Below are 13,940 nucleotides of genomic sequence, written 5' to 3' on the forward strand. Positions count from 1 at the left end.
ACGGCGACAGTGAGTGAACATCTCATAGTCTTTGCCGAATTGAGCTGTATGGGATCAAGGCGACGGCGCTCCGCGCCGTCGCGCCCGGCTTTCCGTCCGCACGCTCGGGCTGCGGGCTGGCGCCCGGTCCCGAGCGTGCGGACGGCCGCCGGGGGGCGCAGCACCAGGCGCCACCTGAACCACATCCGCCCCATCGGGGTCGCGCCGTCGCCGGAGCACAGCCAGCCAGAGCGCCGACAGGTTCACATGAAGAGCCGCCCTATGGTCACTGGCGTTCTGGGTCCCGAGGCACTCAGTCGCGCGACTCTGTCTGTCTCGGGTGACCGGCGCCAGCGCGACCGAGCACCTCGGACCGGGGCCGTGGTTGCCGAAGACTTGGGTTGCTGAAATCGTGGCGTGCCGTCGTTGTGAGCCCGACGCACGCGGCTGGTGCACGCACACCGCGGGAGGGGCGCGAAGCGCACCCGCACACCTGGGAGGACGACTTACCCGCGGTGCACATTCAGTGCACATGCCGTCGGGAAACAGCGGGAACCAGCGAGTACCGGCTGGCACCCATCCCCGCCTCGTCCCGCGAACTCATGATCGCGCCGCAGGCCTCTTCACCGCACCCGGAAGTCAAGGGGTCGTGGGTTCAAATCCCGCCTTCCCGACACGTTAGTGCAGGTCAGGAGCCCGATCACTGGGGTCAGTGGTCGGGCTTCTGCGCGTTTGACCGTCATTTGACCGTGGGATCGAGCGTCATCCGACGCCTCAGAATGTTCAAACGAGTTACTCAGCGACACTCAGCCGTCGTCGGGATCCACCCCCAGGACGCGCAGCAGGTCGGCGGTCGCGACCCGGTAGCCCTCGCCGAGCCGGATCATCTTGCACGGGAACTCTCCCGCTCGGGCCAGTTGGTAGGCCTTCGTACGACCGATCCCCAACATGCGCGCGGCTGTCATAAGACCGACCGTCGGCGGCAGGCGGCGTGCCTGCTCCAGCGTTATCGGCATAGCGCCTCCTCGTGGTGTCTGTAGCGGTTACTCGCCTTCAAGTCGCGGTCGTTCTCGAAGGAGGCCGGATCGGTGGCTCGCATCTCGGCCCAGGACTCGTTGGAGCGCAACGGGCACCCGATGCAGGCGGATTCGGGGGTGTCGCCGAGGCCGTGGAGGGTGAGGGAGGCGGCGCAGTCGCGGCGCGTCCAGCCGATGTCCAGCAGCGGGAAGACGTTGCGCAGATAGGACGAAACCATTACCGAGATCAGCGCCGGGTTCGCCGTCTCGGCCTCCACCGCCTGGCGCTACGTGGAGGAGACGGTGCGGATCCTATCGGCGCGCTCGCCCACGCTGGCCCGGGCCCTGCGCAGGGCCGCCCGCGAGGGGCTGACCCACGTGGTGCTGGACGGAACGCTCGTCCACACCGACCGGCTGAAGGCCGATCGGCCCCACTTTTCCGGCAAGCATCGGGGGCACGGGATGAACATCCAGTCCATCGCCGGTCCCGACGGGACGGTGCTGTGGACCTCGGGCGCGCTGGCGGGCAAGGCCAACGATCTGACCGCCGCGCGCGTGTGGGGAATCCTGCGCGCGTTGGAGAAGACGGGGGTCCTCACGCCGGCCGACAAGGGCTACCAGGGAGCCGAGGCCGCGATCGTGATCACGCCCTACAAGGGCCGCAACAAGCCCGAGGTGCAGAAACAGGCGAACCGGTCCCATGCGCGCCTGCGCGGACCGGGCGAGCGCGCCAACGCTCAGCTCACGTCATGGTGCATCCTGCGCAAGCTCCGCTGCAGCCCCTCCAAGGCCGGCCGCCTCGTCAAAGCCATCGCCGTCCTGCAGAACCACCACATCGCTCAAGCAACCACGGGTTGAAATGGGCTCCGTGTGGAGGACTTCGAGGAAACCTATACCCGGATGCGCGCCGCCGGGGTCGAGTTCGTCACAGACCCCCGAAGCGAACCCTACGGCCGCGTCGCGGTCTTTCTGGATATCGCCGGAAATCGCTGGGACCTCCTCGGCCCCGAGTAAGAGCCACCGAAAAGGGTGGAAGCTTAGCCTCGACCGAAACTCATCGGAGCGAAAGGATTCCTATGGTGACGGCCTCTCCTCGGCGGCGCGAGGAAGTAACGGCGCTTCTCGCCTGGGCGTCAGGCTGGGCGCACCGCCGCGGCGATGTCGCCGGCCTCCTGCTCGTCGGGTCCTGGGCGAGGGACGCGGCCCGCGACGACTCGGACGTGGACATGATCCTGTTGAGCGACGATCCCACTTTGTACAACGCCGCTTTGCTGACCGCCCAGGAGCCGCTCACCTCACTCATCGCCAACCGCGTATGGGGACCGGTCACCGAATGGCGGTTCCGCAGCAAATCCGGTCTGGAGATCGAGCTCGGCGTCGCTAGCCCGGAATGGGCCCGCACCTCGCCCGTGGACGCGGGCACCCGCCGTGTGGTGTCGGACGGGGTCCGCACCCTGTACGACCCTCGTGGCCTGATAGCCGACCTCATCGCCGAATGCGCGCCGACGGACTCCTGACTCGTCCGCGCCGTCACGCTGGGTGCGGCGCACCGGCCCCGCGCCCAGCCACGTCACGATGTACATCGGGGACGGACACATGGTCAACGCCCCGTCTCCCGGGCAGACCGTGCGCACCCAACCCGTGCACAACGACTTCTACAGCCCGCGATTCATGGGCGCTGTTCGACCATCCACATAGCAAGGCCGTAAGCACTAAGATTGGAGCTGGTCATCTTACCTTTCGTCTAGTCAACATTGGTAGTGACCAGGGAGTGGCCGGTTCCGACCGGCCACTCCTTCTTTTGGGCCGAGCCATGTTCTGCAGCTTGCCCTGTCGGGTTTCTTCGTTTCCGCCTCCCATCCCAGGTCTGCGGATGCCACTGTGACGCCGCCCTGGAGATGGCGTCGTGCTGCGCTGCAGGGTGGCCCCTGATTCGCTGTCTTGGCGTTTCCGTGATTGAGAGCGTCTGTGACGCGTCTCTGTGGACCCATCCGGAACCGCGCCGCGGATCTCCGTGGCCGGTGCGTACGCACGAGGCGCCTCGTCCGTACGCACTACTTCCTCCCTGCGGATGCCCACGCCGTCGAACGTCAGTCGGATGAGGCCTGCCGGCTGGGCGATGCGACGTCATCGCCAGCGGGGAGGGCTCCGGTACGCACGGCCCGCTCCATGCGGCGCCAGTCCGGTTCGGCCTCCTCCCAGATCACGCGGTCCACGAACCGGTGCACGGGCCGGTGGTCGGCCGTGTGAGAGGTGACCACCCGCATCCCCTCCGCGGTGAGCACGTAGGCCCACTCGATGTCGATGGGGCCGCATCCGTTCCGGTCGCGGGGGCAGCGGCACGTCAGGCGCTGGGGCGGCTCGTTGCGCTGGCCGTGGCAATAGCAATCCGGGTAGTGCCCTCGGATCGGCGAGGAGGCGCCGACGAAGCCGCTGAGGTCGAAGTCGGCGCGGGTGAACGGTCCCAAGGCGTCGGCACCGAGATAGAGCAGGCACGACCAGCCGGCCGGGTGGTCGGCGATCAGCGTTTGCGCCATCGCGGTGTGGTCGCGCTCGAAGGTGTGGTGATAGAGCCGGTACAGCCCGCGTCCCAGGCCGGCGGGGAAGCTGTCAGAGGGCGTTTCGTGGGTTGACGCCCGCGGTGTCCTGGTGTGATGACGTGGATGTGTAACGTTACCCCTGCCTGGTCGGCTTGGACGTGCTCCGATAGCCGGGTGACGGAACGCAAGCCCTACCCCAGCGACGTATCCGACCAGCGATGGGCCCTGATCGAACCGGTGATCACGGCCTGGAAAACCACCCACCTTCGGCCGGCGGCCACCAGGGCGCCTACGACATGCGCGAGATCGTCAACGCGATCCTCTACCAGGGCCGAACCGGCTGCCAGTGGGCCTTCCTCCCCCACGACCTCCCGCCCCGCAGCGCCGTCTACTGCTACTCCGCCGTCCGGCGCGAGTGAGGGCAGGGCTTCGTTCAGTCCTGCTCGGAGGGCGGGGCCAGGGTCAGGTACAGGTTGTCTCCCCGGGGGTTGAGGCTAGCTGCCAACCACTGGCCCTCGATCTCGACGACGAACCACCCGGACTTGTCCTGGTGGGGGCGCACGTTCACGTTCGGCTCGTCCATCCGGCCACCCTAGCGAGAGGTGGCCACGTCCCCAACGCCAACGGTGCGTACTCCAGCCAGGCCACCGAACTGGGCCGACATAATGGTCACGGACAGACCATCTGAGGTTCCCCCGCTTCGCCGGAGACGTGATTATCTGGCTCCGGTCGGGCTCCGATCGAGGGTACCGACCTTGCCCTGCCCTTCTCGGGTGCTGTAGGCCTCCTCGTACTCGCCCGGGGGCATGCCGCCGAGTCCTTCCTGGATGCGGAACAGCGCCGACTCAGCCTCGGATCGGGTGGCGAAAACCGGGTCTGTCAAGGTAACGACTCTGTCCCGCTTTCGGTGGTGACGCAGAGTTGATCCACGCCACGCTCTGACGTGCATAGTGTGAACGAACTTGTGCAGATCGTGTTCAACGGCCTGTCTCCCTTGATCATCGACGACGTCAGCAGTGAGGACGCAAGGATCCGAGTCCGAGCCCGCACCCCTGCGACACCGGCGCCCTGCCCCGTGTGCGGGACCGAATCGGCTCGTGTGCACGGCTACGGCGAGCGCACCCTGGCGGATGTGCCGGTTGACGCTCGACGTGTAGTCGTCATCGTGCGGATCCGTCGCCTGGCATGTGCCACCCGCGGCTGTACACGCCAGACCTTCCGCGAACAGCTCCCCGGGCTGCTGGAGCGCCACCAGCGGCGCACACCGCGCATGGCCGCCCAGCTCGGCTCGGTCGTGCGCGAGCTGACGGGCCGAGCGAGCGCGCGCGTGCTGCCCTTCCTGGCCATGGGCGCCTCCACGAACACCGCCCTGCGGGCGCTGCGGCGCCTGGCGCTCCCGGCGAGGCCGGTGCCCCGGGTACTGGGCGTGGACGACTTCGCGCTGCGCACCGAGGGCGTGAACACACGCACGAAGATGATCCACCGGCAGATGTACGGGCGAGCCGGCTTCCCACTGCTCCGCCACCGCATCCTTCTCGGATAGCACCACCCTCAGTCACCACCGAAAGCGGGGCAGAGCCGAAAGCGGGACAGAGCCGTTCTGTTTACAGTCCCGCGCGGCCCGCTTTGAGGCCGGTCGCGATCTCGGTGGTACGGCGCGCCTGGTAGCGGGCGCCCTCCAGGTGCGTCTCGGTGGGCGCGGCCGCCTCCATCCCGCTGACATGGGAGGTGCCGTAGGGGTTGCCGACCTCGAATTGGATCGGCGCGGTGTAGCCGGGCGGGACGATGACGCCGCCCCACCCGGCGAAGACGGTGTACATCGACAGCAGGGTGCTTTCCTGGCCGCCGTGTGCGGAGATGGTCGAGGTGAAGGCGCCGTAGGCCTTGTCGGCGAGCAGTCCCTGCTGCCACTCGGGGCCGGTGCTGTCGACGAACTGCTTGAGCTGGCTGGCCATCATGCCGTACCGCGTGGGGCTTCCCAGTAGGACGGCATCGGCCCACACCAGGTCGTGCACCGTCGCCTCGGCGATGTCGCGCGTCTGCCGCAGGTGCTCGGCCCAGGCGGGATTCTCGGCCACGGCCGATTCGGGGGCGAGCTCGGGTGCCCGGCGCAGGCGGACCTCGGCTCCGGCCTTTTCGGCGCCCTCGGCCGCCGCCACGGCCAAAGCGTGGACGTTACCGGTGGCGCTGTAGTAGACGACGGTGGCCTTCGTGGTTTCCGGCATGGTGCTCTCCTTTGCGAATCGCGGTGTACGGGAGGGGTTCGGGGCTCAGCTCGGACGGTCGTAGCCGCCGGCCACGGCGGCAGGTGTCGGCATCGGGGGGCGGCGAGCGATGAGCAGCACCGCGAATGCGGCGAGGGCGCAGCCGGCCAGGGCCCACACTCCCGCGCGCAGGCCTGCCTCGCCGCTGCCGGCCATGGCCCAGGCCAGCGCGGCGATCGCGGGACCGACGGTGTTACCCAGGGTCCGGGCCAGGTTGGCGACACCTCCGGCCGTGCCCTCTTCTCCCACGGGCGCGGCGCCCAGCAGCGCGGTCATCACCGGCGCCATGAACAGGGCCATGGCCGCACCCACCAGCGCCATCCGCCAGGACAGGCTGTACAGGCCGCTGCCGGCATCGAGACCGAGCATGGTCAGCAGCGCGAGCGCGGTCAGCGCGCTGCCCAGGCGCGCGACGGCCAGCGGGGTGAAGCGGTCGGCCAGGAGCCCGCCCAGCGGAGAGAGCGCGGCCGCCGCGGCGGTGAACAGCATCATCGCCACCCCCAGGACCTCGGGGCTGCGTCCCATGACTTCGGAGACGAAGTAGGGCAGCGACACGATCGTCAGACCGGAGAGCGCGGCCACCAGCACCAGTGCCGCCGCCGCGGCTCCGAAGGCCGGGCGGCGCACCAGCGCCACTACGGGCGCGGCGGCGGGCAGTCGCAGCCAGACGGCGCCTCCGGCCGCCGCGGCGATTCCCAGAGCGAGGGAGATCGGCCAGGCTCCGCCGATCCGCTCCACGGCCAGCAGGCCCAGGCCTACGGCGCCGCCCAGCACGACCGCGTCGGTGAGCGCGGAGGCGGCGGGCGCCGGCAGCCGCGGCCCTGCCGCCCGCCGCGGCGGGATCGCGCGCCAGCCCCACCACAGCAGCGCGGCCAGCAGCGGAAGCTTGAACACGAAGACCGCGCGCCAGCCGAACGCCTCGGCGACCACGCCGCCGACGGGGGCCACGGCGATACTGCCGATCATCATGACCGTCTGGATGAGGCTCATCGCCCGCCCGCGCTGCTCAGCGCGCACGGCGTCGGCGACGACAGGCAGGTATACGGCGAGGTAGAGGGCCGAAGCGACGCCCTGGACGGCGCGCGCGGCCAGCAGCGCCCACAATGTCGGCGCCAGAGCGGCGAGGGCACCGGCCGCACCGACCCCCGCCAGCGACAGCGCGAAGACCGCCCGCAGGTCGGCCTGGTCGACCCAGCGGCCGGCGGGGATCGCCAGCGCCGCCAGCGGCAGCGCGTAGGCGAGCACGACCCAGGCGGTGGTGGTGGCGCCGACCCCGAACTCCGCGCCGACGAGGGGAAGGGCGAAGGCGGCGAGGCTGGATTCGCTGGCCACCAGCAGTGTCGCCAAGCCGAAGGCGAGCACGGCGCTCCAGCGGGTCCGGGCGCGGGGCTGTTTCGGGGCGGGGTCGTCGCTCACGCCTGACAAACTAAACCCATACAAGCAATCATGTAAACTACATAATGCAAATCAATGCGCGTTCCGCGACCGGCGCGCCGATAGACTGGCCCCTTCCGCAACGCCGATGGGAGCGACGATGCTCAGGCAGGACGCCGCAGACGAGCGGCCCCGCCGCGGTCTGGCGGCCAAACATGCGGCCATCACCCACGCCGCGCGCCGCATCTTCGGCCGCGACGGCTACGCCGCCACCAGCATCGATACGGTCGCCGCCGAGGCCGGAGTCTCCAAGCGGACCGTCTACAACCACTTCGCGGGCAAAGAGGACCTGTTCACGTCGGTCGTACAGGAAAGCGCGCGGCTGTGCGCCGAGGCACTGAGCGAGATCATCGAGCGCTGCCTGGACGACGCCGCCGACCTCGAAGCCGACCTCATCGCGCTGGGCCGTGCCTGGGCGGGAGTCCAGGCCGACTACGCCGACCACTTCACCCTGTCCCAGCGGATCAGCGCCGAGGGCGCCCACGTTCCCGCCGCGGTCCGGGACTCCTGGCACGAGACCGGACCGCAGCGGGCGCAGAACGCCCTCGCTCTGCGCATGCGCCTACTGGCCGAACGCGGTCTGTTGAGCACCGACGACGCCGCGCTCAGCGCCAACCACTACATCTGGCTGGTGCTGGGGGAGATCACGGCCCGCTCCCACTACGGCACCCGCCCGCTATCCGACACCGAAGTCACGGCGATGGTCACCGCCGGCGTGCGTGCCTTCCTCTACGGCTACCTCCCGCGCTGAACCGGCGTCGACGCACGGAGCGTCCCCGCTTGAGGAGACGGGAGTCCAGCGGAACACGTGACGCTCCCGCTGCCCCGCCGCCAGAAACCGGAACCGCGGATCACCGGGCCGAGCCCCGCTTGGCGGATCACCCACACACAGATACCGTCTTTCACGTAAGGGTAGAGTCGGGCCAGGAGGTGCGTAGGTCGCCCAACGCACGGGCCTGTCGCTGCGGACCATCCGCTACTGGTAGTACTTCGTTAAGTTCCTGAATTCGCGGGCCGTTCTGGAACGATCGCAGACGTGGATCCGGCCGCCGTCGACGAACTGCGCGAGGACCTCGACGCGTTCTGCGCCGAGGTCTTCGCCTCGATCCCCCGCCGCGACACCCGCGCGTGGGGCCACCGCTACCTGCGCGGACTCATGCTCGACGGTCGCCGCAAACCCATCCAACCCATGGCCGGTCGCCTGCCCGACGGCGGCATGCAGACCCTGCAGCGGTTCGTCGGCCAGTCGCCCTGGGACCCCGCCCCCGTCCAGCGCGGTATCGCCACCAAGGTCAGCCGGGCCATCAGCCCCGCCGCCCGGATCGTCGACGACACCACCGTGCCCAAGGCCGGCTCCCAGTCGGCGGGCGCGGCCCACCAGTGGTGCGGCGCGCTGGGCAGCAGGCCGTGTGCCAGGACTTCACCAGCCTGCACGCGGTCACCGACGCTGCCTCGGTCCCGCTCGCTGTCCTGGCGACTGTTCCTGCCCGAGTCCTGGGCCGATGCGGCCGACGAGCGCCGCGCGAAGACGGGTGTGCCCGAGCATGCGGGTCACCGCGAGAAGTGGCGCCTGGCCCTGGACATGATCGACCAGGCCCGGTCGTGGGGGCTGTGGTCCCGCCGGTGGTGGGCGGTGACGCGGGCTATGGCAACAACCACGGCTTCCGCGCCGGGCTGGCCCGGCGCGGCCTGGACTACGTGGTGGCGGTGCGCGGTGACCTCAGCGCCCATGCCGGCGATGCGGTGCCCCAGGCGCCGGAACGCACCGGAGGCCGGGGGCCGGCGCCGCTGCCGCGCTACCGCGCCCCGGCCCGGTCGCTGAAGGACCTGGCCATCGCCCAGGGCCGGTCTGATGCTGCGGCGCTGCACCTGGCGCCGGGGCTCGCGCGGGTCGAAGCGGGGCCCGTTCCTGGTCATGGCGGTGCGTCCGGCCGGGGTGGCCGCACGCAGTGCGGCGCTGGAGCGCACGGGCGGGCGCACCGGCTGGGACGGGCTTCTGCCCGCCGAGACGCTCATCGCCGAATGGCCGCCCCACGAGCCCGAACCCACCGGGTACTGGCTGTCCAACCTGTCGGCCCACACGCCGCTGCGGCACCTGGCAGCGCATCGCCGACCGGCTGCGCATCGGCGCCGGCTCCGGCCAGCGGGGCGACGCTCCGATGTTCGCGCCGCTGATGGGCGATTCGCGGCTGCCCCGCAGCCGGGGCCGGCCGCGCACGCGCCCGGACCGGGTGCTGGGCGACACGGCCTACTCCTCGGCGGCCATCCGGTCCCACCTGCGCCGGCGCGCCATCACCGCGACGATCGCCCAGCCCGCCGACCAGCGCCAACGCCGCAGAAGCAAAGGCGCGGCGGGCGGCGATCCTACCGGGGCCGCACCACCGTGGAGCGGGCGATCAACCTGGTCAAGCAGAACCGGGCCGTGGCGACCAGGTACGACACGCGGGCCGCGGTCTATGACGGCACGATCCAACTCGCCGCGATCCGGATCCGGCTGCGCGACCTCACCCGTTCAACAAACACGCCCTACGCCCCGTCTCCCGGGCAGACCCGTGCACACCCGCCCCGTGCAGGACGACTGCTACAGCCCGCGGTTCATGGGCGCCGTCCGCCCATCCGAATAGGGCCGATTCCGGCCATCACACAGGAAGATCCGCATCCCCACGATCCGCTTACGGTGTATACGGCTGTCGGGGGTCTACCGCACGCCGAAACGGGGCAGGCCCCACAGCGCTACTCCCCGCACCCCACCGATCGCTAGGAGCCCTCCGTGAGCGAATCCACCGGACTCGACGTACCGCCGGGGGTGGATCCCACCACGGCCAGCTCGGCGCGGATCTACGACTACATGCTGGGCGGCAAGAACAACTACGCCGTCGACCGCCGGACCGGCGAGCAGATCCTGCAGGCTGTGCCCGAGACCCGCATGCTCGCCCACGCCAACCGCGCCTTCATGGGCCGGGCCGTGGACGCCATTGGCGAACTCGGCGTGGACCAGTTCCTGGACATCGGCGCCGGGCTGCCGGCCCAGAGCCCCGTCCACGAGGTCGCCCGACGCCGCCACCCCGACGCCCGCGTGGTCTACGTGGACCACGACCCCGTGGTGCGCGTGCACGCCGAGGCGCTGCTGGCCGAGAGGCCCGACATCACCGGGGTCGTCGAGGCCGACATGCGCGAACCGGAGACGATCTTCGCCCACCCCGAACTGACCGGACGTCTGGACCTCGGGCGCCCGGTCGGGCTCCTGCTGGTGTCGATGCTGCACTTCCTCACCGACGCCCAGCAGCCCTACTCCCTCATGCGGCGCTACCTGGATCATCTGCCGGCCGGCTCCTGTGTGGCGATCAGCCACATCGAGCACGACACCCATCCCGAGCGCGCCCGGTACCTCCAGCGGGTCTACGCGTCCACGAGCTCGCCCGGCCAGTCCCGTTCCCTCTCCGAAATCCGGCGCTTGTTCTCCGGCACCACGCTGCTGGAGCCCGGCCTGGTGCATCTGGGCGACTGGCGCCCACGCAGCGACGAGCCGTACTACAGCTCGGAGCAGGTGTGGATGGTCGGCGCTCTCGGCCACTTGGAGGGCACGGATACCGCTGCCCGAGCGTGACCCGCGAGCCCGGGCGCCCAGGCGCCGCTCATGCTCGATCACCGTCCCGACCTCCCGGGACGGCAGCAGGCGCTTTCGTCCAGTCACCATTGGCAGTGACCCAGGAGGGACAGAGAGCTCGGGGCCAAAGCACTGCCCGCTGTGCTGGAGCAGGTATCCGGGACCGGCGTAGACACGGTGAATGGCGAGTAAGCGGTGGTCGAAGACACCTTCTGCGAGGTTGCAGACACCCCAGCCGGCGGGGATCCATCCCCACGGCACTCGGCAGGTCCATACCCGGGGGCGGTTCTTCGTGAAACGGGAATAGAGGATGGCCAGCCCCACCGGCACGGTCCCGGGGAGCACGGGACTGCGCGGCCTGTCGCGTCCGGAGCCGGGTTTCCTCGCTATCCTCTCTCCACAGAAACTGACGGCTTCGTGCTCCCGAGTGAATCCGCCTGCCGACAGGTTCTGCCCGATCACGCCCGTCGGCTCCCGGCTGTTGTCGCCGAGCAACCACTGACCTCTCGGCTCGCGGGCATGCGTCCCGGCGATCCTCCGTCCGTGAAACCGGTCGTCACGTCCCGGTTGGTGCGGAACCCGCACCGGGCGCCGATTCAACGGCTGTCCCCATGTCGACCATGACCGCCGAGAACGCCGACGGCGTTCGCGGACGTGTGCAGGGGATCGCCCCAATCGCGGTGGGCGATACCGCGTGTGCCTTCGGCCCTGCTTGCGGGACCGACATCGCGCCGGACCTTGGCCATCAGGCGTGGCGCATTCACGACACGGTGCTGGACGGACCCGGCTCGCTTGAAGGTGGCGCGACGCCAACGGCGCGGCAGACGGGCCGTCGGTGACACCGATACCGACGACTCGCCGTCGCGAAGGTCGAGCGCCGTGGCGGTACGCACCTCCAGGCGCTCGTGGGCAGGGGCGCAGCTGCAGTCCCCCGCGCCGGCGCCTCTGCGTACACGGAAGCCCTTCGGCCTTGGCGAACATCCGAGGCCAGTACGCCGACGACTGGTTCCACCGCCTTACGTGCATGCGGGCACCGAACAGCGCTTCGCCCGCCTTCGGGGCTTCGCATGACGGAACCGCCCCGCCTCGACGCCCTTCCCGCCGACTCCGCAGGGCCACGACGGCCGGCGGATCGCGTTAGCGGAGCCCCACTTCGCCACCCGCAAGGACAAATGTATTCTTCGGAGCCCTTTTTCGTGTTTGTCATATTTTGACCGAATCAACGAAAAGCCTGACACAGCAGTCCTTTCGCACCTCTACGCAGAAGCGTGTGATGACGCAGACACGGAGAGCAATCAATTTCCTCGTTGTAAACATGCTGTGACCAGGTGTTTTCTTGCACAACCCCCCTTGACTCCCCAGTTCTCGGTTCTTAGCGTAGTGACTCTAATAGGAGGTTATTAGAGAGTAATAACCCTTGGAGCGCTGCTGTCGTCCGATCAGCACACGGAAGGACCGGCCGCATGGAATCGAGATTCATCTCCGCACATGGCATCGGGATGCGCTTCGGCGGAACCAGCACCGCACAGCCCGTCCTGGAGGCCCTCGACCTGACCGTCGCCCCCGGAGCCTTCGTCACCCTGCTCGGACCGTCGGGCTGCGGCAAGAGCACACTGCTGAAGATCCTGGGCGGCCTCCTGGAACCCACCGACGGAGAGATTTCGATCGGGGGCCGACCGCCCTCGGAAGCAGTCGACCGGCGCCAGATCGGCCTCGTTCCGCAGCGGCCGGCCCTGCTGCCGTGGAAGACCGCTCTGCAGAACACATGTGTACTGCGCGACGTCGCCACCGGAAAGGGCCGCAGCGCCGAGTCCCTCCGGGCGGCCGAGAACGCGCTCGCCTTGGTCGGCCTACAGGACGCGGCCGACAAGCTGCCTCATCAACTCTCAGGCGGTATGGCCCAGCGGGTCTCTATCGCCCGCGCGCTGGCCATGGACCCCGAGATCCTGCTGATGGACGAGCCCTTCGGTGCCCTCGATGCCATCACCCGCGACGAGATGAACGAGAAGCTCGCCGAAATCTGGGCCCAGACGGGAAAGACCATCGTCTTCGTTACCCACGCGATCGGCGAAGCGGTCTTCCTTTCCGACACGGTGCACGTCATGGGCGCCGATCCCGGGCGGCTCGTGAAGACGCTCGATATCGCCCTCCCCCGCCCGCGCGACCGCGACGTGTTCGACGACCCGGTGTTCACCGACTACACCTCCCGGCTGCGCGACCTGCTCGAACCGAAAGCGACGGTGTGACCATGGCGACCGCAGCACCCAGCGTTCCCGCCCGCGGCCGTAGCCGACCGGGCCCGACCGCCCCCGGTCGGCTACGGCAGTGGTACTCCCGTACCTGGCCCAGCGCCCTCCTGCTCCTGGCCGTGCTCGCGGTGTGGGAACTGGCGGTAGCCCTTTTCGGGGTCTCGGAGTTCGTCGTCGCCCCGCCGAGCGCCTTCGCCGCCGAGACCTGGAACTCCCGCGAGTTGCTGCTCGCAGCCGCCTGGATCACCACCCAGGAGATCCTCTACGGATTCCTGATCAGCATCGCAGTAGGTGTAGGCCTGGCCGTGGTGATCGCGCGGTTCAGCTGGGTCGACCGGGCCGTCTACCCGCTCGTGGTCCTGTTCCAAGTGGTCCCCAAGGTGGCGCTGGCCCCGATCTTCATCCTCTGGTTCGGCTACGGCATGACACCCAAACTGCTGCTGGTCGTGGTGATCGCATTCTTCCCGATCACACTCAACATGCTCGTAGGGCTGCGCAGCATCGACCCGGACCTGCTGCTGCTGATGAAGTCGGTCGGCGCCACCCGCAACCAGATCCTCGCCCGGATCCAGATCCCCACCTCACTGCCCTATCTCTTCGCGGGGATGCGGATCGCCATCACGTTGGCGGTGATCGGCGCCGTCGTCGCCGAGTTCGCCGGAGCCTCCGACGGCCTCGGCTACCTCATCCAGTTCGCCTCGACCCAGCTCGACACGCCGCTCATGTTCTCCGCCCTGATCCTCGTATCGCTGCTGGGACTGGTCCTGTACTACGGGATGTCGCTCGCCGAGTTCACCCTGGCGCGCCGGTTCCCCCACATCACGGCCGAATCCCACTAGGCCCGGCGCGGT

The 13,940-nt window shown here is 69.3% G+C and carries 17 protein-coding genes and 3 pseudogenes; 12 read left to right on the plus strand and 8 right to left on the minus strand.

All coding sequences use genetic code 11. The features are described 5' to 3' along the window. Positions 1-785: 785 nt before the first annotated feature. Entirely contained in the window at positions 786-995 is a 210-nt protein-coding gene (locus tag HNR25_RS01410; RefSeq protein ID WP_184632747.1) for a helix-turn-helix domain-containing protein, read from the minus strand. Then, a complete protein-coding gene (locus tag HNR25_RS01415) occupies positions 986-1,273 on the minus strand; it encodes a hypothetical protein (RefSeq protein WP_184632749.1) in 288 nt (95 codons plus the stop codon). The genes HNR25_RS01410 and HNR25_RS01415 overlap by 10 nt, the downstream gene beginning before the upstream one ends. Between HNR25_RS01415 and HNR25_RS01420 the strand changes: the two are divergent. From HNR25_RS01420 to HNR25_RS01435, 4 genes and pseudogenes are all read left to right on the plus strand, one after another. Further along, a pseudogene (locus HNR25_RS01420) lies at positions 1,227-1,853 on the plus strand (transposase family protein); the annotation flags it as partial. The gene HNR25_RS01415 and the pseudogene HNR25_RS01420 sit on opposite strands and share 47 nt — an antisense overlap. Before the next feature lie 12 nt (positions 1,854-1,865). Continuing rightward, positions 1,866-2,009 carry a VOC family protein gene (locus HNR25_RS01425; protein ID WP_312862294.1) on the plus strand — a complete coding sequence of 48 codons (144 nt, stop codon included), beginning with the start codon at positions 1,866-1,868 and terminating at the stop codon, positions 2,007-2,009. Positions 2,010-2,071: 62 nt separating this feature from the next. Beyond that, a complete protein-coding gene (locus HNR25_RS01430; RefSeq protein ID WP_184632754.1) occupies positions 2,072-2,512 on the plus strand; it encodes a nucleotidyltransferase domain-containing protein in 441 nt (146 codons plus the stop codon). Between the two features lie 22 nt (positions 2,513-2,534). Further along, positions 2,535-2,693 (plus strand): NlpC/P60 family protein, encoded by a 159-nt coding sequence (locus HNR25_RS01435; protein ID WP_312862295.1) that lies wholly within the window; start codon positions 2,535-2,537, stop codon positions 2,691-2,693. Between the two features lie 392 nt (positions 2,694-3,085). On the opposite strand, the gene HNR25_RS01440 is transcribed toward HNR25_RS01435, so the two are convergent. Beyond that, the gene (locus HNR25_RS01440) at positions 3,086-3,532 is read right to left on the minus strand and encodes a hypothetical protein (RefSeq protein WP_184632758.1); all 447 of its coding nucleotides are present in this window, start codon (positions 3,530-3,532) and stop codon (positions 3,086-3,088) included. Between the two features lie 221 nt (positions 3,533-3,753). On the opposite strand from HNR25_RS01440, the gene HNR25_RS01445 reads away from it, so the two are divergent. Beyond that, positions 3,754-3,954, plus strand: coding sequence for a transposase (locus HNR25_RS01445; RefSeq protein ID WP_221457402.1), 201 nt, complete (start codon positions 3,754-3,756; stop codon positions 3,952-3,954). A gap of 14 nt (positions 3,955-3,968) precedes the next feature. On the opposite strand, the gene HNR25_RS01450 is transcribed toward HNR25_RS01445, so the two are convergent. Both HNR25_RS01450 and HNR25_RS01455 read right to left on the minus strand, forming a co-directional pair. After that, complete coding sequence (locus HNR25_RS01450; RefSeq protein ID WP_184632760.1) at positions 3,969-4,118, minus strand: hypothetical protein; 150 nt, start codon at positions 4,116-4,118, stop codon at positions 3,969-3,971. A 132-nt stretch (positions 4,119-4,250) separates the two neighbouring features. Continuing rightward, positions 4,251-4,418, minus strand: a complete 168-nt coding sequence (locus HNR25_RS01455) for a hypothetical protein (RefSeq protein ID WP_184632762.1) — start codon at positions 4,416-4,418, stop codon at positions 4,251-4,253. 60 nt (positions 4,419-4,478) lie between these two features. Between HNR25_RS01455 and HNR25_RS01460 the strand changes: the two are divergent. Then, positions 4,479-4,982 (plus strand): annotated as a pseudogene (locus tag HNR25_RS01460) (transposase family protein); the annotation flags it as partial. A 157-nt stretch (positions 4,983-5,139) separates the two neighbouring features. Here HNR25_RS01460 and wrbA read toward each other — a convergent pair. Both wrbA and HNR25_RS01470 read right to left on the minus strand, forming a co-directional pair. Continuing rightward, a complete protein-coding gene (wrbA, locus tag HNR25_RS01465; RefSeq protein ID WP_184632766.1) occupies positions 5,140-5,760 on the minus strand; it encodes an NAD(P)H:quinone oxidoreductase in 621 nt (206 codons plus the stop codon). A 45-nt stretch (positions 5,761-5,805) separates the two neighbouring features. Further along, the gene (locus HNR25_RS01470; protein ID WP_184632768.1) at positions 5,806-7,215 is read right to left on the minus strand and encodes an MFS transporter; all 1,410 of its coding nucleotides are present in this window, start codon (positions 7,213-7,215) and stop codon (positions 5,806-5,808) included. A 118-nt stretch (positions 7,216-7,333) separates the two neighbouring features. Between HNR25_RS01470 and HNR25_RS01475 the strand changes: the two genes are divergently transcribed. From HNR25_RS01475 to HNR25_RS01490, 3 genes are all read left to right on the plus strand, one after another. Then, positions 7,334-7,984 carry a TetR/AcrR family transcriptional regulator gene (locus HNR25_RS01475; protein WP_184632770.1) on the plus strand — a complete coding sequence of 217 codons (651 nt, stop codon included), beginning with the start codon at positions 7,334-7,336 and terminating at the stop codon, positions 7,982-7,984. Between the two features lie 285 nt (positions 7,985-8,269). Beyond that, on the plus strand, positions 8,270-9,055 hold the full coding sequence (locus HNR25_RS01480; protein ID WP_184632772.1) for an IS701 family transposase: 786 nt from the start codon (positions 8,270-8,272) through the stop codon (positions 9,053-9,055). Positions 9,056-10,003: 948 nt separating this feature from the next. Further along, a complete protein-coding gene (locus tag HNR25_RS01490; RefSeq protein ID WP_184632776.1) occupies positions 10,004-10,840 on the plus strand; it encodes an SAM-dependent methyltransferase in 837 nt (278 codons plus the stop codon). 171 nt (positions 10,841-11,011) lie between these two features. Here the strand turns inward: HNR25_RS01490 and HNR25_RS25580 are convergent. Then, positions 11,012-11,425: pseudogene (locus HNR25_RS25580) on the minus strand (DUF2243 domain-containing protein); the annotation flags it as partial. Between the two features lie 26 nt (positions 11,426-11,451). On the opposite strand from HNR25_RS25580, the gene HNR25_RS25585 reads away from it, so the two are divergent. The 3 genes from HNR25_RS25585 to HNR25_RS01505 all read left to right on the plus strand — a co-directional run bounded on the left by HNR25_RS25585 (position 11,452) and on the right by HNR25_RS01505 (position 13,928). Further along, positions 11,452-11,679: a hypothetical protein gene (locus tag HNR25_RS25585; protein WP_246463496.1), complete on the plus strand. Its 228-nt coding sequence runs from the start codon at positions 11,452-11,454 to the stop codon at positions 11,677-11,679. Positions 11,680-12,303: 624 nt separating this feature from the next. After that, positions 12,304-13,086, plus strand: a complete 783-nt coding sequence (locus HNR25_RS01500) for an ABC transporter ATP-binding protein (protein WP_221457403.1) — start codon at positions 12,304-12,306, stop codon at positions 13,084-13,086. A 2-nt stretch (positions 13,087-13,088) separates the two neighbouring features. Then, positions 13,089-13,928, plus strand: a complete 840-nt coding sequence (locus tag HNR25_RS01505) for an ABC transporter permease (RefSeq protein ID WP_184632777.1) — start codon at positions 13,089-13,091, stop codon at positions 13,926-13,928. The last annotated feature ends 12 nt before the right edge of the window (positions 13,929-13,940 follow it).

It is taken from the genome of Streptomonospora salina, from assembly GCF_014204715.1.
Taxonomy (GTDB): domain Bacteria; phylum Actinomycetota; class Actinomycetes; order Streptosporangiales; family Streptosporangiaceae; genus Streptomonospora; species Streptomonospora salina.

Excerpts from the sequence above, each read along its gene's own strand:
- HNR25_RS25585 (WP_246463496.1), top strand. The coding sequence starts at position 11,452 with ATGTCGACCATGACCGCCGAGAACGCCGACGGCGTTCGCGGACGTGTG.
- HNR25_RS01505 (WP_184632777.1), top strand. The coding sequence starts at position 13,089 with ATGGCGACCGCAGCACCCAGCGTTCCCGCCCGCGGCCGTAGCCGACCG.
- HNR25_RS01500 (WP_221457403.1), top strand. The coding sequence starts at position 12,304 with ATGGAATCGAGATTCATCTCCGCACATGGCATCGGGATGCGCTTCGGC.
- HNR25_RS01410 (WP_184632747.1), bottom strand. The coding sequence starts at position 995 with ATGCCGATAACGCTGGAGCAGGCACGCCGCCTGCCGCCGACGGTCGGT.
- HNR25_RS01440 (WP_184632758.1), bottom strand. The coding sequence starts at position 3,532 with ATGGCGCAAACGCTGATCGCCGACCACCCGGCCGGCTGGTCGTGCCTG.
- HNR25_RS01445 (WP_221457402.1), top strand. The coding sequence starts at position 3,754 with ATGGGCCCTGATCGAACCGGTGATCACGGCCTGGAAAACCACCCACCT.
- HNR25_RS01430 (WP_184632754.1), top strand. The coding sequence starts at position 2,072 with ATGGTGACGGCCTCTCCTCGGCGGCGCGAGGAAGTAACGGCGCTTCTC.
- wrbA (WP_184632766.1), bottom strand. The coding sequence starts at position 5,760 with ATGCCGGAAACCACGAAGGCCACCGTCGTCTACTACAGCGCCACCGGT.
- HNR25_RS01475 (WP_184632770.1), top strand. The coding sequence starts at position 7,334 with ATGCTCAGGCAGGACGCCGCAGACGAGCGGCCCCGCCGCGGTCTGGCG.
- HNR25_RS01450 (WP_184632760.1), bottom strand. The coding sequence starts at position 4,118 with ATGGACGAGCCGAACGTGAACGTGCGCCCCCACCAGGACAAGTCCGGG.